The sequence below is a fragment of the Marinobacter sp. CHS3-4 genome (genome assembly GCF_030053415.1).
In the GTDB taxonomy this organism is placed as follows: domain Bacteria; phylum Pseudomonadota; class Gammaproteobacteria; order Pseudomonadales; family Oleiphilaceae; genus Marinobacter.
Map to the genome: position 1 here is coordinate 116,724 of NZ_JASGBJ010000001.1, position 23,065 is coordinate 139,788.

20 protein-coding genes are annotated in these 23,065 nt (G+C 56.8%); 6 read left to right on the plus strand and 14 right to left on the minus strand.

Going from position 1 to position 23,065, the window contains the following annotated elements; genetic code table 11:
- The first annotated feature begins 44 nt into the window (after positions 1-44).
- Positions 45-581, plus strand: a complete 537-nt coding sequence (locus tag QLQ17_RS00565) for a 3'-5' exonuclease (RefSeq protein WP_283207595.1) — start codon at positions 45-47, stop codon at positions 579-581.
- A gap of 311 nt (positions 582-892) precedes the next feature.
- On the plus strand, positions 893-1,165 hold the full coding sequence (locus tag QLQ17_RS00570; protein ID WP_283207596.1) for a hypothetical protein: 273 nt from the start codon (positions 893-895) through the stop codon (positions 1,163-1,165).
- Between the two features lie 44 nt (positions 1,166-1,209).
- On the opposite strand, the gene QLQ17_RS00575 is transcribed toward QLQ17_RS00570, so the two are convergent.
- The 3 genes from QLQ17_RS00575 to QLQ17_RS00585 all read right to left on the minus strand — a co-directional run bounded on the left by QLQ17_RS00575 (position 1,210) and on the right by QLQ17_RS00585 (position 5,752).
- A complete protein-coding gene (locus QLQ17_RS00575; RefSeq protein WP_283207597.1) occupies positions 1,210-1,623 on the minus strand; it encodes a response regulator in 414 nt (137 codons plus the stop codon).
- Positions 1,624-1,695: 72 nt separating this feature from the next.
- Positions 1,696-2,244 (minus strand): hypothetical protein, encoded by a 549-nt coding sequence (locus tag QLQ17_RS00580; protein WP_283207598.1) that lies wholly within the window; start codon positions 2,242-2,244, stop codon positions 1,696-1,698.
- A complete protein-coding gene (locus QLQ17_RS00585; RefSeq protein ID WP_283209021.1) occupies positions 2,237-5,752 on the minus strand; it encodes a response regulator in 3,516 nt (1,171 codons plus the stop codon). The genes QLQ17_RS00580 and QLQ17_RS00585 overlap by 8 nt, the downstream gene beginning before the upstream one ends.
- A gap of 173 nt (positions 5,753-5,925) precedes the next feature.
- Here QLQ17_RS00585 and QLQ17_RS00590 point away from each other — a divergent pair, with 173 nt between their 5' ends.
- Positions 5,926-6,984: a hypothetical protein gene (locus tag QLQ17_RS00590; RefSeq protein ID WP_283207599.1), complete on the plus strand. Its 1,059-nt coding sequence runs from the start codon at positions 5,926-5,928 to the stop codon at positions 6,982-6,984.
- Here the strand turns inward: QLQ17_RS00590 and QLQ17_RS00595 are convergent.
- Positions 6,978-7,232, minus strand: a complete 255-nt coding sequence (locus QLQ17_RS00595) for a hypothetical protein (RefSeq protein WP_283207600.1) — start codon at positions 7,230-7,232, stop codon at positions 6,978-6,980. The two genes, QLQ17_RS00590 and QLQ17_RS00595, sit on opposite strands and share 7 nt — an antisense overlap.
- A 167-nt stretch (positions 7,233-7,399) precedes the next feature.
- On the opposite strand from QLQ17_RS00595, the gene QLQ17_RS00600 reads away from it, so the two are divergent.
- Positions 7,400-7,744 (plus strand): hypothetical protein, encoded by a 345-nt coding sequence (locus QLQ17_RS00600; RefSeq protein WP_283207601.1) that lies wholly within the window; start codon positions 7,400-7,402, stop codon positions 7,742-7,744.
- 14 nt (positions 7,745-7,758) lie between these two features.
- Here the strand turns inward: QLQ17_RS00600 and QLQ17_RS00605 are convergent, their stop codons facing one another.
- A complete protein-coding gene (locus QLQ17_RS00605) occupies positions 7,759-9,045 on the minus strand; it encodes a serine hydrolase domain-containing protein (RefSeq protein ID WP_283209022.1) in 1,287 nt (428 codons plus the stop codon).
- Between the two features lie 10 nt (positions 9,046-9,055).
- Positions 9,056-10,639 (minus strand): sensor domain-containing diguanylate cyclase, encoded by a 1,584-nt coding sequence (locus QLQ17_RS00610; RefSeq protein ID WP_283207602.1) that lies wholly within the window; start codon positions 10,637-10,639, stop codon positions 9,056-9,058.
- A 129-nt stretch (positions 10,640-10,768) separates the two neighbouring features.
- On the opposite strand from QLQ17_RS00610, the gene ybaK reads away from it, so the two are divergent.
- Positions 10,769-11,239, plus strand: coding sequence for a Cys-tRNA(Pro) deacylase (gene ybaK, locus QLQ17_RS00615; protein WP_283207603.1), 471 nt, complete (start codon positions 10,769-10,771; stop codon positions 11,237-11,239).
- 10 nt (positions 11,240-11,249) lie between these two features.
- The gene (locus tag QLQ17_RS00620) at positions 11,250-12,440 is read left to right on the plus strand and encodes a cation:proton antiporter (RefSeq protein ID WP_283207604.1); all 1,191 of its coding nucleotides are present in this window, start codon (positions 11,250-11,252) and stop codon (positions 12,438-12,440) included.
- Positions 12,441-12,464: 24 nt separating this feature from the next.
- On the opposite strand, the gene QLQ17_RS00625 is transcribed toward QLQ17_RS00620, so the two are convergent.
- From QLQ17_RS00625 to QLQ17_RS00660, 8 genes are all read right to left on the minus strand, one after another.
- Positions 12,465-14,717: an NADP-dependent isocitrate dehydrogenase gene (locus tag QLQ17_RS00625; protein WP_283207605.1), complete on the minus strand. Its 2,253-nt coding sequence runs from the start codon at positions 14,715-14,717 to the stop codon at positions 12,465-12,467.
- A gap of 249 nt (positions 14,718-14,966) precedes the next feature.
- Positions 14,967-16,952 carry an acetoacetate--CoA ligase gene (locus tag QLQ17_RS00630; RefSeq protein WP_283207606.1) on the minus strand — a complete coding sequence of 662 codons (1,986 nt, stop codon included), beginning with the start codon at positions 16,950-16,952 and terminating at the stop codon, positions 14,967-14,969.
- Between the two features lie 51 nt (positions 16,953-17,003).
- Complete coding sequence (locus QLQ17_RS00635) at positions 17,004-17,783, minus strand: 3-hydroxybutyrate dehydrogenase (protein ID WP_283207607.1); 780 nt, start codon at positions 17,781-17,783, stop codon at positions 17,004-17,006.
- 13 nt (positions 17,784-17,796) lie between these two features.
- Complete coding sequence (locus QLQ17_RS00640; RefSeq protein ID WP_283207608.1) at positions 17,797-19,161, minus strand: TRAP transporter large permease; 1,365 nt, start codon at positions 19,159-19,161, stop codon at positions 17,797-17,799.
- Entirely contained in the window at positions 19,161-19,799 is a 639-nt protein-coding gene (locus tag QLQ17_RS00645) for a TRAP transporter small permease subunit (protein WP_283207609.1), read from the minus strand. Before QLQ17_RS00645 ends, QLQ17_RS00640 begins: the two co-directional genes overlap by 1 nt.
- Positions 19,800-19,915: 116 nt before the next feature.
- Positions 19,916-20,968, minus strand: coding sequence for a TRAP transporter substrate-binding protein (locus QLQ17_RS00650; RefSeq protein ID WP_283207610.1), 1,053 nt, complete (start codon positions 20,966-20,968; stop codon positions 19,916-19,918).
- Positions 20,969-21,197: 229 nt separating this feature from the next.
- Entirely contained in the window at positions 21,198-22,610 is a 1,413-nt protein-coding gene (locus tag QLQ17_RS00655; RefSeq protein WP_283207611.1) for a sigma-54 interaction domain-containing protein, read from the minus strand.
- A gap of 13 nt (positions 22,611-22,623) precedes the next feature.
- Positions 22,624-22,983 carry a DUF6164 family protein gene (locus tag QLQ17_RS00660; protein ID WP_283207612.1) on the minus strand — a complete coding sequence of 120 codons (360 nt, stop codon included), beginning with the start codon at positions 22,981-22,983 and terminating at the stop codon, positions 22,624-22,626.
- Positions 22,984-23,065: the final 82 nt, after the last annotated feature.

A 23,065-nucleotide genomic window follows, 5' to 3' on the forward strand; every position in this document is an offset into this window, starting at 1 on the left:
GGCAGTTAAACTCTTTCAACGGCACATCAACCAATAACGACATAATGACAACCAATCAGTACCCAGCGTTTATAGATTTCGAGGCTTCCAGCCTCGACCTCATTGCAAGCTACCCTATTGAGGTGGGCATCTGCATGCCTGATGGAACGCTGCACAGCTGGTTGATACAGCCTCACGTACTCTGGCTGGACTGGTCCGACAGTGCCGAGCAGGTGCACGGAATCTCCCGCGAGACGTTGCAAAGGGAGGGCACACCCATTTCAGAGGTTGCTGCCAATCTCAACCACCTGTTGAAAGATCAGGTCTTCTGCGACGCCTGGACGTTCGACAGCTTTTGGCTTCATCGCCTTTTCAAGGCCGCCAATGTGACTCCGGAGTTCCAGCTGGAATCGATTTCCATGCTGCTGGATGCAGATCAGATCCGTCATTGGTCGGAGTTTCGCCAGATTGTCATTGGCAAGCTGGGCTTGCCCGTTCACCGCGCTGCCAACGATGCGCTGATACTGCATAAAACCTGGGAAGAGATTATGGGCATGGATGCGGGGCACCACCCTGTGGCACATCAGGGCAGCAGCCGATAGAGTCGAAGCACTGCCTTTGACGACACTTGCAAACCTGATAACAGCCCATACACTGGGAATACAGAGACTGAATACCGAACAGAGTTTTAACCTATGAAGCTGAAGACAACGGACCTTTCGACGATTCTCGCAGGCAATGCCTTTGGTTTGGCATTTGTCTCAAAGATGGTAATTGATCGCTAGCAGCTTCTGGTCAGTCCCGGGGCTGTTTCAGCGGCCGGGATAGCTTCTCCGAAGAACCCCGGTCGCCCTGGCGCCGGGGTTTTTTATTGTCGTTTCGATCGAACGCGGGCAACGATAAGGAGAGAGCCATGAAAAAACACACCTCAACACGTGCCGCCAATCAGCCGGCCGGTAACCGTTCAGGAGCGATTCGCTGCCCGAACAAACTTCCGTTGCTCGACGCCATCTGCAAGAAATTCAACCAGCGGGTGGACCTGAACGATGAACAGCGGGTACTGGGTGTCTACGAGCGCGGATGGATTTTTAACGGCGTCCTGGCCAACATGAGCGAGGCGGAAGCCCGTTACGTGCGAGCCTTGGCGACTCGCTATAACTCATGGATAGCCCGACAGGTAGCCTGAGGAGAACAGGAGGGCTCCATGAAGGTAGAGTCAGGGCCTGAACATCAGTGACGACGGTTCAGGCCCTGCACCATGTCCACGTCGCTACTATGAACCATTACATAATTATTCACGACGTCGTAGATCTTTTCCTGTGAGTAGGGCTTGACGACGTAGCCGTTGGCCCCTGCACTGATCGCCTTCTGGATGCTTTCAATCGAGTCATCAGCGGTCACCAGGACAATGTGCTGCTCAGATTTCGCGGCCTTGAACTCTTCCATCAATTCCAGACCATTGCCATCCGGCAGCCCCAGATCCAGCAAAATGATCTGGAACCTGTCCGAATCAAAAGCTGCCCTGGCTCCGCTGACGTCTTCTTTCGCTACCACCTGGTTGGCACCCGCATGGTAGAGCATGTTCACCAGCCTTTCCTGCATGATCGGTTCATCTTCAACCACCAGAATTTTCAAATTACTCATAACCTGACTCCAATGTAATACCGACAGCCTGTATCGTCAGTCGCACAAATCTAACTGGTTCCATGTCGCTTATCATCTCTGCTCACCACCTCGCCGGGGAATCGACAGGGGTTCACTGGGTGGTGCAGCAGGCTCTGTCTCATCGTGAGCCTGAGCTTCTGATAATGCTGCTTGCTGCTGATGGGCTCCGGATTGTGTGAGAATATTACTGATACTGACCGCTGTCGTGTAGAGCGAAATGGCAATAATCAGCAACACCGGCTGCACAAAGGCGACGAATCCCGGTAGTTCGGTATTTCCGGTAATGCTCAGCATCAGAATAATCGCCGGCCCCAGTACAATGAACAAAGTCAGGGCGATAAAAAAGACAATTCGCTCCTTGAAACGCCCCAGATCGCGGTTCGTCACCAGTCCTAGCACGAACTTGCCAATCGCCAAACCTGCAAGAATCGCAGCGGCAATGCTGAGGTCTGCCCTCATGAGGGTTTCATACAAATTTCCATCCCATAATCGCTGCATGCTGATGACCAGAAACGGAAAGAGCACGAACAGAATGTCGGCGTAAGTGCCGTACATCATACTCAGCGACTGCTGCTCATTTTGGGGTCGTGTTTCACTCATCACTGTTGGTTCCTGTGTTTGTTTTCTGCATCCGACCCTGGAGGGCCTGATCGATCAAGTCGTTGAGCGGCTTGAGTTCCACCTGAACACGATCCCAGTCCGGTGAATCCGTCTTCAGCTGCGACTCCAACCTGCCAGCCTGTCGCGTCATCTCAGGGTAGCCCATAGCGCCGGCAGTGCCCTTGATCTGGTGCGCTTCCAATTGCAGAGTGTCGCGATCCGCTTCCAGGCAGGCGGTATTCATTGCCTGCTTGCGAGCGTCCAACCCGTCCAGAAACTGATCCACCAGATGGGCGATATCCTCTCCCTCCTCGGCGGCCTCTCTGTCACCAGTATCTTCCTGGAAGTACCGCCTGAGCGTAGTCAACAAATGGGCCTTATCAATCGGCTTGTTCAGCACACCATCGCACCCGGCGCTGATCAGCGCCTCGTTCTCTGACTGATCGCCTGCGGTGAATCCGACGATGGGCCGACGAAAGCCGGTCTGTCGCAACAGTCGGGTGGCCTCGACCCCATCCATACCCGGCATATGACGATCCATCAACACCAGTTGCACCGAATCTGAAAGCGCTGCTCGCACGGCGTCGTCTCCGCTGGTCACGGTGATGACTGATAACCCCATACCTTGCAGCATTCGCTCGACCAGGCGACTGTTGTCCTCGTTATCTTCTGCAACCAATACGGTTCCACTGAACTGCTGCGAGGCCCGCTGTGTTTCCTCGCGGTCCGTCTCCAGGAACCTCGCCAGGACTTCGTAAAACCGCTGCTTGTCGATGGGCTTGGCCAGATGATCGTTACAGCCCGCCAGCCGGTAATCCGAAATGTCTTCTGCCATCACATTGGCCGTCAGGGCGATCACCGGCGTATTTACACCGGCTTCCCGCAGCGCTGCCGTGGCATCGCGACCATTCATCACCGGCATCTGGATGTCCATCAGAATCAGGTCGAAGGGCTCCTTCAGCGCAATATCCAGCGCTTCGGCCCCGTTACTGACATGCACCAGGTCCGCCCCCGTTCGACCCACCAACAGCGACACCAGACGGCGATTTACGTCGTTATCTTCGGCACACAAAATCCGGCCCTGCAGTCTGGGAGCGACCACCATGGGAATCTGGCGCCGCCGTTGGGACAGCTCGGAAGCATCTCGGAGGAAATGCACGTTATCCACTGGCCCGGTATCAATCGATACCTCGAATTCACTGCCCTCGCCATAGGTACTGGTCACTGAAATATCGCCCCCCAGCAGTTCCGCCAGCCGCCGGGAAATATTCAGCCCCAGCCCTGTCCCCCCATACTGGCGCGCAATGGCGGGGCTGGCCTGGGCAAACGGATCGAACAGTCGGCCCAACTGCTCCGGCTTCATTCCAATTCCCGTGTCGACGACCCGGGCCACCAGCTTCTGCTCTGTACGATCGAAGCGGACGTTCAGGGATATTGTGCCTTTTTCTGTGAATTTGAGCGCATTTCCACACAGATTGATGATTATTTGCCGCAAGCGCGTGGGGTCGGTGGCAATCATCTCCGGCAGCGGAAACTCACACACCACATGAAACGCCAGCCCCTTCTCCCGCGCCCTCGGCGCAAAAAACGCACGGATTTCGTCCAGCAACTCTGGCAGGTTTACTGGCACTACATCCACATCCAGTTTGTTCGCATCTATTTTGGAATGGTCGAGGATGTCGTTCACCAGATCCAACAGGTGACGGCCGCTGCGCACCACGGTTTCGGCACTGCTCCGTTTGTCCTGATCGGTCAGGTCCGGATCCAGCAGGGTTTCGCCATATCCGATAATCGCAGCCAGGGGCGTGCGAATTTCATGACTCATGTTGGCCAGGAACTGGCTTTTGGCCTCTGCCGAGTTTCGGGCCAGCTCTTTTTCCAGCCGCTCCTGCTCTCGCTCCCGCTCTATACGCTGGCGTTGGTGACGCTCGGTGGCGTCAATGCAGGTGCCTTCCAGATGCGCCGGCTCACCTTCGTAATCGTAGACCGTATGCAGCGAAATCGTGGCCCAGCGCTCTTCGCCCTGCTTGTTGATGTAGCGGGCCTCAATGCCTTTCACGGTGCCTGTGGTTTCCAGCTGGCCAATGACCCAGCGACGGACCCGTTCGTCGGCAAAGCAGGTTTCCAGTACGTCCGGGTTTTCTTTCAGCAATTCGCGGCTGCTGTCATAGCCGATAAGCTGCGCCATCGCCGGATTGGCAGTCACAAATTGGCGCTGCAGGGACATCTGGAAAACCCCCTCGATCGCGTTATCAAATAGCGATTGATAACGTCGCAGATTGGCCAGGGCTCGCTGGCTCCAGCTCAGGGCTTCGCCCTGTACCTGTTTGATCCGGTCGGCCAGTGCAAACGAGAACAGGACGATCTGAAGTGTCAGCCCCACCTGCGGCGCATAAGAGGTGTAGAGGTTCAGCGGCAGATAGCCGGTCACCGTTAACGCATAGATGCCGAAGCCGATCAGTGCCACTGTCCAGGCAAAAAAGTAGGCGCGCGCCGCCGGATTGTAATAGCGCCAGGAGAGATAACTGACCACGATCATGATCACACTCAGCAGAATGGACGCCAGCACGATCCACTCCATGGCAGTGTGGTAGGGCAGGAAGAACGACAACACGAAGGTGGCCACAATCGAGTACAGACAGAGCATGATCACTTTGTCCAGATCCGCCGAACGCTCCTTGGTTTCCAGCAGCGAACGAGCCATCAACAATCCCCAGAACCAGGTCATGATGATGGTGAAGTGCAGATACTCCTTGTTCAGGAAGTCTGGCCGCTCATCCAGCAACTGCACCACGTGCACCTGCTCGGTGGCGATAAACGTCACTGCTGAAACCAGGTAGAGCACGTAATAGACGTTGCTGCGCTCCCGAACAGACACTGCCACAAACAGGTTGTAAGCCAGAATGGCCAGCACACTGCCCAGCAGAATACCTCGCACGGCCTCGTCCACAGACACTTTCTGAATGTACGCATCGGGGTGCCAAAGGCTAATAGGCAAACGGAAGGTGTTGGTATTGGTGATTCGCAGATACACGCGGGTGATCTCGCCGGGTTGCGGCTCCAACCGGAACGTAGGGTTGGGAACGGCTAGGTCCCGCTCGGTCCAGTCGCCCTCATATCCGGCTCGGCGCTGGTCAATGACCTCGCCGTCGCGGACCACAAATAGCTGCACCTCATCCACCAACGGAAGGGCCAGCTCCAGGATATAACCTTGCCCTGGAAGATTATCGCTGGCCCGCAGATCAAAGCGGGTCCAGTAAGCGGATTCTGTATAACCGAAATTCAACACCCCGCCAGAATGACGGGTGAACGAGGATTGGAGGTGATTCTCGGACGCCAACACATCGCCGATCTCGAGGCTCTGGTCAGGGTCTTCCAGGTACCAGATGCAGTTTCCCAGATCCCGGATGCTGCTGGTGCTCTGCTGAATAACGATTTGCCCGTTCTGACAACCGTCCTGCGCTGAAGCTGTGCCTGGCAGAGCTGCTGCCACAAGCGACAAAATCATCACAAGCCAGAAACGGGAGGCTTGCCGTTGATGCAAAATGTGATCTCCGCGAGGGCAGATACCGTTGTTATGCTTTATTGTGCCACTTCAACCTCAGTTGCCCGATTTTCACGGGCATCGAGACACGTTACTTTAGCCTTTCACGCTCGATTACGCATCTTGGGAACGTTGAAATGATAACTACTCGATACACGCTCATGCTGTTATTGGCTGCGACGCTGCTGACAGGCTGCGGTCCAGACACATCGGGCGACAGCAGGCCGCCCAACCCGGCACAGACCGTGGTCGAGAGCTTCGAGACGTTCACCCTCGAGAACGAGGAAGGGCTTCCCCCGGTATTGCCGGACACACTGTTCTATGACTTCTACCGGGGGATTGAACCTGCAGAAGGCGAGGACGATCAGAACACGGCTGCGGCGATTCGGGGAAGGCTGGATACGTTAATGGGACTGACCCCCAGTGCCGACGGAAAAACCTACGTGGCGGCGAGAAATCCCATCGACTTCCTGAACTTCGTGATCAACAGTAATCTGGTTGGCAATTTCAACGAAGGTCGGCAGCTGATGCGGCGGGTGATCACCAGTGGCGTGCCTGCGCTCTACAACAGCAGCCCGGAAAATGGGACAACGATTTTGTTCACCGAAACGGGCAACGAATCGTCTGGCTCGGATCAGGTCTGGCGCTTTCCGTTGCTGGACTGGCGGAATAACCCATCGTTTAACACTGTGGCCACCGCAAGACGTTTTGATGCAGGCTCGCCAGCTAGCGAATCGGAACCAGAGCCGGAAGTTCAGGATGTGATCTGGAGCGCCCGCTTTGACGACGCCAATTTTGCCGTCAGCGGCTACAATCAGCCCGACGTCGCGCTATTCAGCCTGACCGCCAGAACACTGGGCAATCTGGAGCTTCAAACGGACTATACGGGACTGAAAACGGACATTGTATTTCTCGCTCTGCCGCCCTCCGAATCGGAAACCGAAGAGGGCGAACGCTGCGAGAATGTCCCACCGGAGAACGACCTTGGGCTGACCATCGGCGGCCAGAATCCGGACTGTTTGCGCATTGTGCTGGACTACGAAGATTCACAGGCAAGGGTATTTACCTCTCGCGGCGAGGCACCCCTCACATCAGACTGCAAGGCCTTCAACGCGAACTACTGCGGCTTCAAGCGGAGCGCTGATAATGAAGAGCTACTGACCTTCGAGACCATCACCATCGACTCTCGTCAGTGAGCTGCGGACTCCTGAAGATCCCAGTTACGAAGAAAACCCCGCTTGCGGTCTATCATGCGTTCATAGGTTGAGATCATGATGGCTGCGTGGGGGGCTTCAATCAAACGCAAAGATTCAATTCGACGCTCGAGACGTTCAACTTCGCTGCTGATTTGCTGCCTGACGTGGGACCTGACACTGTCGTGATGGTCGAGATTGACGGAGCGTAAAGGCTCCGGCGGGGCTGAAGACGCGCTATTCTTGTCCATGACGGTTCTCTTCCAGTGAGTCCTCGATCAATACGTCACTCTGACGGTATTGGCTTTCCCTGTTTCTTTATTTAAAACGTCCAGATGGTTAAATTATGCCCAACTGTCTGACAAACTGCAATTAAAATGAATAAGGTTTCATATTTTCACTAGAGGAATCCCAGCCTATGCGTCAAACCTCCGTTGCCGACACACTGCGGGAATACCAATCCCTGCTCGAATTACTGGACGACGCCTACTGGGAAGCCAGCACTATTCGTCACAAGGACATGCTGTACGACATCATCAGCATCTTGAGTCAGGAAGTGGCTGAAATGAACAAGCTGAGCGTCATGGACCACCACTATCCCTACGAAGTCATTACCGAGGGAATCCGTCGGGTGGTCCCGAAACTGGAGCGCCTGGACGAGCAGCGGGAAGACGTGATCCAGCGCACCCAGACGCTCACCGACTTCCGCGATATTCTGTCGTCTGTGCTTGGGATCCTCGAAAGTCAGTTGCGCACCGTCTGACCTTTCCTGGCCGTTCAGGCTGCTACCAGTGGCCTCTGACTTTCCGGAATCAGTGGAAAACGGTCGCAGACGGTGTAAACGAATCTGGCCAGTGCCGGCAAATGATGTCCCACAATGGGTATGCCGGTATTGAGCAGGCTCACCGAAATGTCCCGCGCGGCATCCGCCCAGCAGAGTTTGTTAATCAGGCCAATGTGGCCAAATGCGTGGCGGCTTCGCTGCCCCCACAAACCCAGTGGGTCGCCTCCCAGCATCATGCCGGCGCTGAATCGCATGGGGATCATCATGGTCCGGTCGATCTGCAAGGAACCGAACTGCTGAATAGACCGTTTGACCGTTAACTCACTGCAGATACGCCGACCTTCCCAGAGCCCGCCATTAAGCATCATCTGGAAAAAACGCCCCATTTCCTCGGCGGTACCGCAGAGATTGCCCGCCGGTATCACCGCTTCCTGAAACCGTGGATCATTGACCACGGTTTCCACAGTGCCAATATCCCCGCCCAGGGCCCGACGCACAATCCAGCTTACCGGGAACCTTGGAGTCGGGCCGGTTGCGTAGTTGGTCGCCAGTTCGTTCACATGATCAGGGCTGATGCCGTAGGTGAACCAGCGCATGCCCATGGGTTTTCGAAGGAAACGGTCGATATAGGCCTCAATGCTGTCGCCCGTCACTTTTTCAAGCACTCGCTGCAGAACAAACCCGCCGGTCACTGCGTGGTAAGCTACCTTGGCACCATCCACTTCCACGGGCTTGGCCTGACACAGCAGGCGCCAGATCTCATCGCGGTTCCACAGCACGTCGATCGGCGTTTCGCGGGGGATTGCGGGAATGCCACCACGGTGGGACAGGATCTGGTGAACCGTGATGGTACCTTTGCCATTCTGGGCAAATTCGGGGCAATAGTAAGACACCGGATCCATCAGATTGACCAGCCCCTGTTCCACCAGCATATGAATCAGCAGCGCCGTGACAGCTTTGGAGGCCGAGAAATAGCAAATCGGCGTATCGGTGGTCATCGGCACTTTGGTGGCATCCGGGCGATCATGAGGACCGTTGCCACTGGCATGGCCGATAGCGCGGTGAAGAATCTGCTCACCACGGTGGCGTACGGACAGCTGAAGCCCGGGATGAACGCCGGTCCGGTAAAGCCGTTCTACGCCTTTCCAGATATCGTCTACAACCTGTTGGCTGACGCCGACCCGTTCCGGGTTTTCTCCCGCTGCATCTCTGTAAGTGACCGACGACAGATCCCTGGGGATCACGGAGCTGTGCAGGGCACGACGTGCTATTCGATTCATCATTCAACCTTCATGTGTTTTCCGAAGTATGAGCGGCCTGGTCTGCGGACGCCACCACCACACGATTCCTACCTTCAGCTTTAGCCTCATACATGGCTTTGTCTGCAGCCGCTATCAGACTCGGACCATTGTCGCCGTGTTCGGGGAACAAGGCGACGCCAATGCTGATGGTCAAGTCGACCGATTTGCCATTTTCAAGACGCTGTGGCGTGTCGGACACAAGCTGCCGCAGCCTTTCGGCAGTCTGTCTGGCCTCCTCGGCGGACATCTCTGGCATGACCACCGCAAACTCTTCGCCACCAAACCGACTGACCAGATCTACCTGACGAACCCGCGACGACAACAGCTCACTGAAACCACGCAGCACAGTATCACCAGCTGCATGCCCAAGCTCATCATTGACCTGTTTGAAATGGTCGATATCAATCCACAACATCGCCAACGGACGTTCGTAACGCCGTGCACGCCCGATTTCTTCATCTAGGAGCCTGGAGGCCTCCCGACGATCCAGTAATCCGGTCAATGCATCACGCGTGGCCATTTCAGACAGTTCGTCTTCAAGCGCTTTGCGGTCAGACACATCCATAATGATGCCTTCCAACATCAGTTCATCACCTTCCACGACACCGCGACCCCGCTCCCACATCCAGGCCTTGCTGCCATCCTTGCGCTCAATGGGGTATTCCAGAGAAAAAGGTTCAGCGTTGCCGATGGCGACTTCTACCTCGTTCGTCAGGCGATCATTTTCCGTGCTGTCTATCAGACTGGCCCAACTGACAACCTGGTTGTCGATTAACTCATCCGGGGCGTACCCCGTTACGTCATAGCAGCCACTGGAGACAAACTTCATGGTCCAGTGCTCGTCATAAAGGCATCGATACGCCATGCCCGGAAGGTTGTCCATCAAGGTAAGCAGTTGACGATCACGCCGACGAATCATGTGTTCGGCTTCGCGGATGTCGGTCACGTCCTGGCCAATGGCAATCGAGCCAACTATCTCATCGTCAATACCTTTCAGGCTGCGAGAGTTCCAGGAAATAATCCGTTGTTCTCCGGACTTGTTACAAATCGTCGTCTCGAAGCCAACCACTTCACCTTGATCCCGAAGAATTTCAGACACCTTGGCCAGCACAGTTTCACGAGTTTCTTCATCCGGGTAGAGTAAAGACCAGACGACATCCGAATTCATCACCTCGTCACGGGTGTAGCCGCTGATCTCCTCGGCAGCGCGATTCCAGAGCACCACCTTGCCTTCAGTATCAAGGACGTTGATCCATACATTGGCCCGGTCAATAATGCTTTCACGAAACTGATTAAGCTTCAGGATTTCGTCCTGTTGCTCGGCCTGGAGCGAGAGCAGCGTGCGATCCTGATTCAACTGGCGGTACACAAAAATGAACAATACCAGCCCTGTCACCAGGACAAACAGCGCTCCTTTGTATGTCTGGGCCAGGCTGATGGCCTCCGGGCTTTTGAACCAGCGGGACACGATCAAATCGGAAAACGAGATCCATAACCAACCAACCACCAGATACGGCAAAACTGCTGATAGCGCGCGCTTGAGCGGAATACCCTGGCCTTTCTGTTTATCCATTACCCATCCCTGATTTCTAACTTCTGAGCCCCGCTTCCGGCGCCAACTGCACTATCATCTATAGGAGATAGATGTCTGACGCTAAGCTTAGCTGAAAGTGACGCCTATGTGTCACACCGGAGGGGCCAATTGACGCCAGGAATCAAAGCCGCTGAAGCTGCAGGGCTAAACTTTTCGCTTCACCAGTACCCACTTGGACAAGGCGGGGAATCCTGGGGAATGGAGGCGTCGGAAAAACTGGGGGTTGAGCCTGCACGAGTGTTCAAGACCCTGATAGCACAACTCGATAACGGTGAATTGCTGGCTGGACTGGTTCCGGTAGATACCAAGCTAAACCTCAAGGCTTTGGCCAAGGCCGCTGGCGGTAAGAAAGCGTCTATGGCAGAAGCCAGACTGGTTGAACGCAGCACAGGCTACATACTCGGTGGGGTGTGCCCCCTGGGCCAGAAAAAAGCCCTTCGTACCTTTGTTGACGAATCCGCCCGCCAGTGTCAGACCGTCTTTGTCAGCGCAGGCCGCCGGGGCCTCGAAATAGAACTGTCACCGTCGGATTTGCTCGCTCTGACCGGTGGTCAATACTCGCCACTACGGCAAACCTGAATGTGATCACATGAATCATGCACCGGATCTTTTGCTGATTGGATGCACCTTGCTTCTGGCCCTGGGCGCGCATGCGCTGGGCCGTAAAATCCACATTCCCCGGGTCACTCTGTTGTTGTTTCTTGGGGCCCTCGCCGGTCCTCAATTGCTGGATTTATTGCCTGCCTCGGCTGACCAGAGTTTCAGCTTCATTACCCAGCTAACCCTTGCCATGGTGGGGTTTCTGTTGGGTGAAAGAATGGCCGTCAGAGACCTTGGCCAAGGACGCGAAGCGCTGATCCTGAGCCTGATCGTCACGGTGGTGACAGCGGCTATGGTGACCGCTGCGGTCTGGGCGGTTACCGGGCAACCGGCGGCCTCTATGCTGTTGGGAGCTATTGCAACCGCGACAGCACCTGCCGCAACGCTGGATGTGCTCAAGGAGGCAGGCGCCAAAGGCCCGCTGACCAAACTGGTCTACCAGGTGGTGGCGATTGATGATGTCTGGGGCACCGTGCTGTTCAGCCTGTGCGTAGTCATCGCGGAGTTGTCTATAAATGGGGCTGGTACGGGAATGTCAGGGGCCCTGCACGGACTGTACGAGGTTGGGGGCTCCATTGCGCTGGGCGTTTGCCTGGGGCTTCCCATGTCCTGGTTAACCGGGCGTCTAAAGCCCGGCGAACCCATGATTCTGGAGTCCGCCGGATTTGTGTTTGTAGCCGCTGGGCTGGCCGGCGTTTTCGGGCTGTCTTATCTGCTGACCTGTATGACACTTGGTGTGGTGGTGGCTAACCGGGCGAAACACCATATTCGACCCTTTCGGTCGATCGAAGGAATCTCAGAGCCGTTTTTGGCACTGTTCTTCTTTATGGCGGGATACAAACTGGAATGGGAAGCATTGCCTGCCCTGGGGGCTGTCGGTCTGGCCTTCGTGGCCGCCAGAGTGGCAGGACGAATGGTCGGCGGCCATCTTGGCGGCCGCCTGGCCGGGTCCACGCCAGAGGTTCAGCATCGTATTGGCCTGTGCCTGATGCCCCAGGCCGGTATTGCACTTGGGCTGGCGCTGGTCGCATCAGAACGACTTCCGGAAGTGAGCTTCCTGTTACCACTGGTCATTGCTGCCACGGTTATTTTTGAATTCATTGGCCCGCCATTAACGCTGATTCAACTTCGTAAGGCCGGAGAAACCGGCCAGATCCATAAAAAAAGGCCGGGCAACTAGCCCGGCCTTTCTTCGTGACCTGCGTTATGCAGGCAGCGGAACCGAAGCCCTGGCATCGGCCAGGATCTTGTTAAAGGTCTCGCTGGGCTGCATGATCTTGCAGACCTTTTCCGCAGGCGGGTGGTAGTAACCACCGATGTCCGCAGGATGACCCTGGATGACGCTCATCTCTTCAAGGATCTTGTCCTTGTTGTCTTCCAGTTGCTTCGACAATTTCTCGAAGAAGGTTTTCAGTTCCGCGTCGTCGCTCTGGTTGGCCAGTTCTTCGGCCCAGTAGCGAGCCAGATGGAAATGGCTGCCCCGGTTGTCGAGTTCGCCGGTGTTGCGCGAGGGCGACTGATTGTTTTCCAGCAGTCTCTCGGTCGCTTTATCCAGAGTGAGGCCAAGTAGACGGGCACGCTCGTTGTTCTGCTTCTCACCCAGCTCTTCCAGAGACACGGCCGTCGCCAGGAACTCACCGAGTGAATCCCAACGCAGGTGGTTTTCCTGCAGCAGCTGCTGAACGTGTTTGGGCGCAGATCCGCCGGCGCCGGTTTCATACAGCCCGCCGCCGTTGAGAAGCGGCACGATAGACAGCATCTTGGCGCTGGTGCCAAGTTCCAGAATGGGGAACAGATCCGTGAGATAGTCGCGCAGCACGTTACCGGTCACAGAGATGGTGTCCAAGCCGCGAATCAGGCGTTCCATCGTCCAGCGGATGGCACGAACCGGCGACTTGATCAGGATCTCCAGGCCCTCGGTGTCGTGCTCTTTGAGGTACATCTCGACTTTCTTGATCAGCTCGGCATCGTGCGGACGCTCGTCGTCCAGCCAGAACAGCGCCGGCATGCCGGTTGCGCGTGAGCGATTCACCGCCAGCTTCACCCAGTCCCGGATAGGCAGGTCCTTGGTCTGGCACGCACGCCAGATGTCGCCTTTTTCGACCTTGTGCTCGGTCAGTACTTTGCCGTCCTCGTCGACGATGCGCATGATGCCGTCTTCCTTGACCTCAAACGTCTTGTCATGCGATCCGTATTCTTCCGCTTTCTGGGCCATCAGACCGACGTTTGGCACGGTACCCATGGTGGTGGGATCGAAAGCGCCGTGGGTCTTACAGAAGTTGATCACTTCCTGATAAATGGTGGCATAAGTGGACTCAGGCATAACCGCCTTGGTGTCCTTCAGCTTGTTGTCCCGCGCCCACATCTTACCGGAGTTACGGATCATGGCTGGCATCGAGGCGTCGACAATCACGTCGCTAGGCACGTGAAGGTTGGTAATGCCCTTCACCGAATCCACCATCGCAATTTCCGGGCGGTGCTCGTAACAGGCGTGGAGGTCTTCCAGAATCTGCTCCTGCTTGGATTCCGGCAGCTGTTTGATTTTGTCGGTAACGCTGGACAGGCCGTTGTTGGCGTTCACGCCCAGCTCATCAAACAGATCACCGTACTTGTCGAACAGGTCTTTATAGAAAATCTTCACAGCGTGGCCAAACACGATCGGGTGAGAGATTTTCATCATGGTGGCTTTCACGTGCAGCGAGAACATCACGCCGGTGTTCTGGCAGTCTTCGATGCAGTCATTAAAGAACTTGCGCAGCGCTTTGCAGCTCATGAACATGCCGTCCAGAACCTCACCTTCCTGCAGCGGCAAGTCGCTCTTCAGGACCGTCTGCTTACCCTCGGCGTTTTCGAACACAATGCGGGCATTGGTGGCCTTGTCCAGGGTCAACGACTGCTCGTTGGAGTAGAAATCACCACCGCGCATGTGGGCCACGTGGGTGCGGGATGCCGGGCTCCACTCGCCCATGGTATGGGGGTGTTTACGGGCAAAGGCTTTTACTGCTGTTGGCGCTCGACGGTCTGAGTTGCCTTCGCGCAGAACCGGATTCACGGCGCTGCCCAGCACTTTGGAGTAACGCTTCTGGGCTTCTTTCTCTTCGTCAGTCTTCGGGTGTTCCAGGTATTCCGGAACCTTGTAGCCCTGTTCATTCAGCTCTTTGATAGCAGCCCGCAACTGCGGGATCGACGCACTGATGTTGGGCAGCTTGATGATGTTGGCTTCCGGGTCCTTGGTGAACTCACCGAGCTCTTTCAAATCATCCGCCACCTGCTGGTCTTCATCCAGGTAATCGGGAAACAGAGCCAGTATCCGGGCCGCCAGGGAAATATCACTGGTTCCGAATTCGATGCCGGCCGGTTTGGCGTAGGTTTCAAGAATGGGAAGAAGTGACCGGGTGGCCAAGGCGGGCGCCTCGTCGGTCAGAGTGTAGATAATCTTGGCTTTGGATGATGTCATTTTCGTCCTCAGGCTGATAAGTGAGTTCAGGACGGCCACAGCGTGGCCAAGCGTCTTGTGAACGCCGAGCCCTGCAGTGACTGAAATACAAAATTGATAGAATTACTAAGATAGCATTTTTTCGGCCTTTCAGCTTACGATTTTAGTAGAAGGACGGATCGTAGATTGCCGAAATGCCGTGACAGGGCGATGAAATGCGTCGATTTTATAAAACTTTCGAGCTTTTCGAATTCCAGTATTCGGCTGCCTTCATTCCAGCAGCCCCTCATGAATCAGGCGGTCGTGGATCCCGTCCAACGCTTCGGGATTCGCTAACGCATCCCGGTTGTCTGCCTTTTTCGACCCGTTGATCAACCTGGCGACCGCCAGCTCTACTTTCTTGCCGCTGCGGGTGTAGGGAATGTCCGCCACCTCGATGATGTGCTTGGGCACATGTCGGGGGCTGGCGCCGGAGCGTATTCTTGATTTGAGAGTTGTTTGAAGGTCGTCGGTCAGGGACTGGCCGTCGGCAGGAACAACCAGCAGCACCACTTCCACGTCGCCGTCGATCTGCCTTCCCACCACCAGGCTGTCTATAACCTCGTCGATGGTTTCAACCTGACGGTAAATCTCGGCGGTGCCGATGCGCACGCCGCCGGGGTTGAGGGTGGCGTCGGAACGACCATAAATGATCGCACCTCCATGTTCGGTGAATTCGATAAAGTCTCCGTGTGCCCACACGCCGGGAAATGTCGTGAAATAGGCGTCTCGGTAGCGTTCTCCCTCCGGGTCATTCCAGAATCGCACGGGCATGGAGGGCAGTGGCTGTCGGCACACCAACTCACCGCGGCCTTCGCTAACCGGTTGGCCATCGTCACCGTAGGCCACGGCATCGACGCCCAGGAATCGGCACTGGATTTCACCCCGTCTTACCGGAAGCAGCGGGGTGGAGCCAACAAAACACCCGCAGATGTCAGTGCCGCCAGCGATGGAGCCCAGCAGAGCTCCGGGTGCACCATCGGAATAGACCCAGTCATAGTCCTCAGGTAGCAGAGGAGAACCGGTGGAAAACACCACGCGCAGCGGCGATAGATCCAGCGTGTTAGCAGGTGCCAGTTCGGCTTTGCGGCAGCCTGCAATGAACCGGGCACTGGTGCCGAAATGGGTGACTTTTTCGTCCGCTACAATCTGCCAGAGCGCGTTCAGGTCTGGATAACCCGGCGAGCCATCGACGGTCACCACGGCGGCGCCGGTCAGCAGGGCGGATGCCTGCCAGTTCCACATCATCCAGCCGCAGGTGGTGAAGTACAGAAAGCGATCGTTCGGCCCCACATCCCCTTGCAGCATCAACTCCTTGGCGTGATTGACCAGAAGCCCGACGGCGCCATGAACAATGCATTTGGGTTTGCCGGTGGTACCGGAGGAATAGAGGATATACACCGGGTGATCCGGTGGCAGCGCAGTAAACGTCGGCTCCGCTCCCGCACCGTCGGCGAGGGCATCCGCCCAGGTCACCACACGCTCTCCCTGAATAGGCACTTCGCCGGGCAACTGTTCAACGCTGATCACGCAGCGCAGGCTCGGCAGGCCTTCCAGCAGTTCGCCGAACGCCTCCTGACGCGGGAATACCTTGCCGCCGTAGCCATAACCGTTCACCGCGATCAGGACGGACGGTTCTATCTGGCCGAACCTATCCAGAATCGCACCAACCCCAAAATCCGGTGACGCCGAACTCCAGATGGCGCCAAGACTGGTCGCTGCCAGCATGCCAACCAGGGCCTCGTACCCGTTGGTCACAACACCGGCCACCCGTTCACCCGCTTGTAAGCCCTGTTTGCGAAGAAAAGCTTCCAGGGCGCCCACATCCGCTTTCAGTTCGCGGTAGGTGCGGCGCAACACAGGTCGGGTTTCGCAGTAGGCAACAACCGCCTCGTCATCCGCTTTGTCGCCATCGGCGTGGCGAAGTAGATTGGCGGCGAAATTCAGCTTCATGCCGGGGAACCATTCTGCGCCGGGCATCGCACGCCTGCCGAGCACCTTCTGGGCCGGTACATCACTAACCAGTCCGCAGTAATCCCAGACCGCCTGCCAGAAGGCCTCCAATTCGTCGATAGACCATTGGTGCAGGGCGTGATAATCCGCAAAGGGCCCATGACCTTCACTTTCCAGCCAAGCCTTGAAACGCCCCATCTGGCTATTCAACAACGACTGTTCAGAGGGCGTCCAAACCACCGGGGACTGTTCTGTGTTACCCATTCACCAAAATCCTCTTGCGCTCTTCCAATCCGGTTCCCGAAACCTGCGTGTTCACTGCATGTGCCAGCCATGGCTGACTACGATGGATTGCCCGGTCATCGCGGCTGACGGAAACGCCGCCAGATGCACCGCCAGCTCAGAGACATCCTCCAGGGTCGTAAACTTGCCATCGACGGTATTTTTCAGCATCACGTTGCGGATCACCTCATCCTCGGAGATGCCCAGCTCTTTCGCCTGTTCCGGAATCTGCTTGTCGACCAGCGGCGTCCGAACGAAACCGGGGCAAATAATGTTGCTGCGCACATTGTGCTCGGCACCCTCTTTTGCCACGGCGCGGCACAGGCCGAGCATGCCATGTTTGGCCGCCACATAAGGCGCTTTGAGGGGCGAGGCTTCCACCGAATGCACCGACCCCATGTAAAGTAGGGTGCCGCCACCGGAAGCGTACATTTCCCGCAGCGCTGCACGGGTCACCAGAAAAGCCCCGTCCAGGTGAACGTTGATCACCGTACGCCAGTGTTTGTAGTCCAGCTTGTGCAGTGGGTCGATGTGCTGAACTCCGGCATTGGCCAGCGCTATGTCGAGGCCACCCCAGCGCTCGACGATCGCAGCCACACCGGCATCCACGGCCTGTTCATCGGTGACGTCCATGGCCAGGGCCATGGCGGTACCGCCGGCCTGCTCAATGGCGTCCACCACCGGCTGGGCGTTTTCCAGAGTTAAATCTGCCACAGCCACCCGGGCGCCTTCCCGGCCGTAATGTTCGGCGATAGCCCGGCCAATGCCCCGGCCAGCACCGGTGATCAGCGCGATACGATTGTTCAGTCGCATTGTTATTGTCTCCTTAATCGTAAGCCACGCTCGGTAGCCAGGTCGCGATTTCCGGCACCAGGAAAACGATCGACAAGGCAACCAGCTGAATAATGATGAACGGCACCACGCCCCGGTAGATGTCAGTGACATTGATCTCCGGCGGGGCCACGCCCTTGATGTAGAACAGCGCAAAGCCGACCGGCGGCGTCAGGAACGACGTCTGCAGACACATGGCAAACAGGATGGTGAACCACACCAGGTCAAATCCGAGCGACTGAACGACGGGCGCCACCAGGGGCAGGATAATCAGGGTGATTTCCACCCAGTCCAGGAAGAATCCCAACAGGAAAACCCCAAACAGGATGGTCAGAATCACGCCGTAGGGTCCGAACGGTAGACCCAACAGGGCATCTTCGATCACCTGGTCGCCGCCGAGGCCGCGAAGTACCACAGAAAACGCAGTCGCACCCAGGAAGATGGCAAAGATGAAGGCCGCCGTGCGGGTGGTCTGTTGCATGGACGAGTTGAGCACCTTCAGATTCAGTCGACCGGACATCAGGGCCAACAGCAGCGCGCCCAACGCACCCACACCGGATGCTTCAGTTGGTGTTGCGATGCCGGCGAAGATAGACCCCAGCACCCCCAGAATCAGGGCGGCCGTCGGTACAACGGCCTTGGCCACTTCCCAGACAATGCCCCACGTGACTTTCTCGATACCCTCGGGCACCGGTGCAATGCTCGGTTGTAGCATCGGACGAATGATGGCGTAGGCCACGTACATGGCACCCAACAACAGGCCGGGAAAGAATGCGCCCATGAACAGGTCACCGACTGACGCTTCGGGAACCGCCAGTCGATCGGCCATCAGAACCAGCATGATCGAGGGGGGAATCAGGATACCCAGGGTGCCGGTCGCACAGGCCGTGCCCACAGCGAACCCCTTGTCGTATTTGTTCTCCATCATCACAGGCAGTGACAGCATGCCCAGAAGCACCACAGAGGCACCAATGATACCGGTGGTTGCCGCCAGCAAAACGCCGATCACAATGACCGTGACGGCATAACCGCCGCGCACGGCGCCGAACAGCTTGACCATGCTGTTCATCAACCGCTCGGCCACACCTGACTGGTCCAACATAATGCCCATGAAGATAAACATGGGCAGGGCGACAAGGGTCTCGCTACTGACCACTTTCCATATACGCTCGGGCACCAGCCCCATGGAGGAGGGATAGTCGAACCACAGGTTAGCGCCAAAGTTCTCAACGGCGATCACGCCGACAACGGTCCAGATAACCGCGGTGCCACCCAGGACCCACGCTACCGGATAACCGGTCATCAGAAGCGCCCCGAAAGTCAGGAACATGCCGATGACGAATAGGGTTTCAAGCTCCATCAGGACGCGTCCTCTTTCTTTTTATCACCGGATTCGATCCGGATTGGCTTGGGGAAGCCGAAAAGCAGGGCAGTGACTTTCAGCAGACGGGACAGGGCAGCCAGTATCAGAAGCACAAAAGACAGGGCCAGAATACCTTTCAGAATCCAGCGATACGGAAGACCCGCCGGTGCCTGGCTGGTCTCGCCCTGTTCCCAGGAGCTGACGGCATAGGGAATCATTTCGTACACCGCCAGACCGAGAAACGGCAGCAGCAGGAACACCAGGCCAAACAGTTCGATCCAGGCCTGACCTTTGAGCGACAGGCGCTCATGAATGACATCCACCCGCACGTGATCATCAGTGACCAGGGTGTAGCCCAAACCCAGCAACCAGCCTGCACCGGCGAGGTGCCACTGAACTTCCTCCAGTGTCACCGACCCCATGCCAAAGGCATAGCGACCCACCACGGCGTAGATGATCACACCGGTGACCACAATCCACATCCAGGAGGCGCTTTTGCCAATGGCGGAAATCACAGCGTCCATAACCCGGCTCACCGAGGTTGTGGGAAATTCTGTGTGATGATGAATAAATTGACCGGCATCCGACGCCGATGACCGCACACCATTAGGTGAGCCTTTACCAGACACTGCCATACAAACGTTCCTCGTTCACAAAGCCTGCCACTAAAGCAGGATGGCCCCGCAGGGCCATCCAGACTGGAACAAAGCGCACAGGAAGGGCTTCCCGCGCGCCCGGTCAGCGCCGGAGCTTACAGGTCCGCCGGAACATAGGCGCGGGTATCCCACACCTTGTACGACTCCATAAACTCTTGCTGGCTTTCGTAAACACGCTTGAAGTCCGCATCCTTGGAAGCCTCTTCCTCAAGGACTTCCTGAGTCACTTCTCTCAGCTTGATCAGAACATCGCGGGGAATCTGGTCGGCCTGAACGCCTTTGTCCTGAAACTCGGCCAGAACCTTACCGTTCTTGTATTCGCCCTCGGCCAGGCCACGAGTGGTCGCCGCCGTACAGGAAGCCTCAACCAATGCCTTCTGGGCCTCGGTTGCACGATTCCACTCATCCTTGTTGATCAGCATGTATTGTGCGGTGAACTGCTGGTGCCATCCGGGGAACAGGTTGTATTTGACCACCTGATTGAAGCCCAGGATCTGGTCGATGGCGGGCATGGAAAATTCAGTGGCGTCGATGGTGCCTTTTTCCAGCGCCTGGTAAAGCTCACCGCCGGGCATCATGGTGACGGAGGCGCCCAGTTTCTCGAGCACTTTGCCACCCAGGCCAGCGAAGCGAATCTTCAGGCCCTTGTAGTCTTCCAATGAAGTGATTGGCTCAGAATACCAACCCGCTGTTTCTGGCCCAATGATTCCGCACAACTGTGCGTGGACATCGAAGCCCTTGTTGGCATAGGTTTCCTGCAGCATTTCATGTCCGCCACCGAAGTAGTACCAGCCAATGTAGGCCGGCGGCTTCATGCCAAACGGAACAGCCGCAAACAGCGGAATGGCCGGCACCTTGCCCTGGTCATAGCCGATCCAGGTATAGCCAGCGGACACCTTGCCGTCTGAGACAGACTGCAGAATGTCGAAGGGCGGAACCAGTTTGCCCGGCTCATAGACACGTACCTGTATGCTGCCGTCAGAGGCAGTGGTCAGGTTGTCAGCTACCCAGGCTGCGGGGGAGCCAAGGCCGGGAAGGTTGGTGGCGAAAGCGACTGGCATTTTCCAACGCAGGTCCTCTGCGACGGCCGATCCTGTGGTCAACGCGATTGCACTGGCAATACCCGTAAGCGCCTTGAAGAGTCTCATTGGCAGGTCTCCTGAATTGTTATTGTAAGAGTCAGTTTTGTTGTCTTCGTTCTTTTGACGACTTCACAACGAGTATAGCAGCGACTGTGCCAAACATATTTTCTGTATATTTATCAGATAGATAACAATTCGAACTGACGACGGGAAGGCAAAAAGTGTCTGAAAATCCGGACATACTTAGACGGTCGTCGTAGGGAGATGTCCAGATCCCAGGACACTTGTCCGGAAATCAGGACAGTTTGCGGAGCTTTTCGTAAAGGACGGATCGGGATATGCCCAGCATCTTGGCAGCCCGGGTGCGGTTTCCGCGGCTGGCCACCAGCGCTTCCTCGATCGCCTGAGCCTCGGCGTCGGCCAGGGTTTTGGTCAGTGGCCGCACCGGACGTGGTGACAATGAAGCCGTCGGGCGCTTGGTACTTCGGGGCAGCACCTTGAACACGGCGTCGGCATCCAGTAAGCCCCCCTGCTCACCCATGGTCAGAGCCCGCTCCAGCACGTTGCGCAGCTCGCGGATATTGCCCGGCCAGTCATAACCACCCAGCGCGGCCACCCCGGCGTCCGTGATTTCACCACGCATTTCCAGACCTTCGCAGATTTCGCCCAACAAGGCCTCGCACAACACACCCAGATCCGCCAACCGGTCACGCAGCGGTGGAATGGGAATCTCTAGTACGTTCAAGCGATAGTAAAGATCCGATCGAAACTCGCCATCGGCAATCATGGCTTCCAGGTTGCGACTGGTCGCCGCAATAACGCGCACATCGACGGACGTCACCTTGTTAGACCCCAGCGGCTCTATTTCGCCTTCCTGAAGCGCCCGCAACAATTTCGCCTGCAAAGAAAGCGGCATATCGCCCACTTCGTCCAGGAACAGAGTGCCGCCGTTCGCCAACTGGAATTTGCCATCGCGGGTACGGCGATCTGCGCCGGTGTAGGCGCCAGGAGCAACGCCGAAAAATTCGGCCTCCAGGAGGTTGTCGGGGATAGCGGCAAGATTCACCCCCACGAAGGGTCTGTCAGCCCGGGGGGACACCGAATGGATACCCTGTGCCAGCACCTCTTTGCCAGTGCCGGTTTCACCAAGGAGCAACACCGGCATGTCGCGGCCTGCAGCCAGACGCGCACGGCGCTTGACTTCGAGGGCTGCCGGACTGGCGCCCACAAAGTCCGCCAGGCTATAACGGGTACCGCGAGCCTTGCTGGCCAGGGCTTTGCGGGCTGCGGCCAGATCCTGATGCAGGCGACGGTACTTGGCCACCAACGGTGTCAGTGGTTGAAGGTCATCATAGAGCACGAAGGCCACTGCCCCGATAATATGGCCGTCGTCATCGTAAAAAGGCAGACGGGTCACCACCAGCTGCTGCTGATTGTGTTCCATGATATCCAGCAGCAATGGCTTGCCACTCTCCACCACCTCCGGCATACGGGTCTGTGGAATGACCTCACCTACCAGCCTGCCGATCACCGACTTCGGGTCGCCCAGGCCCAGCAGATGAGCATAGCTGCTGTTGATCCAGGTGATGCGGCTATCCTGGTCGACGGCGATGGCGCCTGCGCTGGCCTCTTCAAACATGGGGAACAACGCGTCAATCAGATCCCTGGTGAGGCCACTTTTATTGCTCTCGGTAAACAGTTCGGTCATGTGGGGCCAACCCTTATAAAGTGACGAACGGGGCCAGACTGAACGCCAGAATCACCAGGATCGCCACGCAGGCCGCAAGGATGGTCACTGGTTTGTGTCGCAGGCGCTGCCAGAACCCACCCACTTGGCCTTCCGCCAGTTGTTGCTCGTAAGCACTGCGCTGACGTTGGTAGCGTTCATCCTGATAGGTCTTCAGCAGCGCCCGGGCTCGCGCCGCTTCCTGATCGTCGTGCACCCAGAAACCACCCATGCTGATTCCCCAACGGCTTGGCGGCGTTTCATAAAAGGGCACCGCATGTTCATCGAACAAGGCGCGAATTTCCTCCGCCTCGTCATCGGGTACATGTCTCAAATTCATCAGGTGATGGGGCATGGTAGGTCTGTTGTCGGGAATTGAGATACCCTTATCCTAGCATCAACACAGCGCTGCGGGAGTTGGCAGTAAGTCATAGCCT

Coding starts and splice junctions, on each gene's coding strand:
- QLQ17_RS00635 (WP_283207607.1), bottom strand. CDS start 17,783: ATGCGACTGAACAATCGTATCGCGCTGATCACCGGTGCTGGCCGGGGC.
- QLQ17_RS00620 (WP_283207604.1), top strand. CDS start 11,250: ATGAATCATGCACCGGATCTTTTGCTGATTGGATGCACCTTGCTTCTG.
- QLQ17_RS00600 (WP_283207601.1), top strand. CDS start 7,400: ATGCGTCAAACCTCCGTTGCCGACACACTGCGGGAATACCAATCCCTG.
- QLQ17_RS00565 (WP_283207595.1), top strand. CDS start 45: ATGACAACCAATCAGTACCCAGCGTTTATAGATTTCGAGGCTTCCAGC.
- QLQ17_RS00625 (WP_283207605.1), bottom strand. CDS start 14,717: ATGACATCATCCAAAGCCAAGATTATCTACACTCTGACCGACGAGGCG.
- QLQ17_RS00645 (WP_283207609.1), bottom strand. CDS start 19,799: ATGGCAGTGTCTGGTAAAGGCTCACCTAATGGTGTGCGGTCATCGGCG.
- QLQ17_RS00585 (WP_283209021.1), bottom strand. CDS start 5,752: ATGATTTTGTCGCTTGTGGCAGCAGCTCTGCCAGGCACAGCTTCAGCG.
- QLQ17_RS00610 (WP_283207602.1), bottom strand. CDS start 10,639: ATGGATAAACAGAAAGGCCAGGGTATTCCGCTCAAGCGCGCGCTATCA.
- QLQ17_RS00595 (WP_283207600.1), bottom strand. CDS start 7,232: ATGGACAAGAATAGCGCGTCTTCAGCCCCGCCGGAGCCTTTACGCTCC.
- QLQ17_RS00575 (WP_283207597.1), bottom strand. CDS start 1,623: ATGAGTAATTTGAAAATTCTGGTGGTTGAAGATGAACCGATCATGCAG.
- QLQ17_RS00590 (WP_283207599.1), top strand. CDS start 5,926: ATGATAACTACTCGATACACGCTCATGCTGTTATTGGCTGCGACGCTG.
- QLQ17_RS00580 (WP_283207598.1), bottom strand. CDS start 2,244: ATGAGTGAAACACGACCCCAAAATGAGCAGCAGTCGCTGAGTATGATG.
- QLQ17_RS00650 (WP_283207610.1), bottom strand. CDS start 20,968: ATGAGACTCTTCAAGGCGCTTACGGGTATTGCCAGTGCAATCGCGTTG.
- QLQ17_RS00655 (WP_283207611.1), bottom strand. CDS start 22,610: ATGACCGAACTGTTTACCGAGAGCAATAAAAGTGGCCTCACCAGGGAT.
- QLQ17_RS00640 (WP_283207608.1), bottom strand. CDS start 19,161: ATGGAGCTTGAAACCCTATTCGTCATCGGCATGTTCCTGACTTTCGGG.
- QLQ17_RS00660 (WP_283207612.1), bottom strand. CDS start 22,983: ATGCCCCATCACCTGATGAATTTGAGACATGTACCCGATGACGAGGCG.
- QLQ17_RS00630 (WP_283207606.1), bottom strand. CDS start 16,952: ATGGGTAACACAGAACAGTCCCCGGTGGTTTGGACGCCCTCTGAACAG.
- QLQ17_RS00570 (WP_283207596.1), top strand. CDS start 893: ATGAAAAAACACACCTCAACACGTGCCGCCAATCAGCCGGCCGGTAAC.
- QLQ17_RS00605 (WP_283209022.1), bottom strand. CDS start 9,045: ATGAATCGAATAGCACGTCGTGCCCTGCACAGCTCCGTGATCCCCAGG.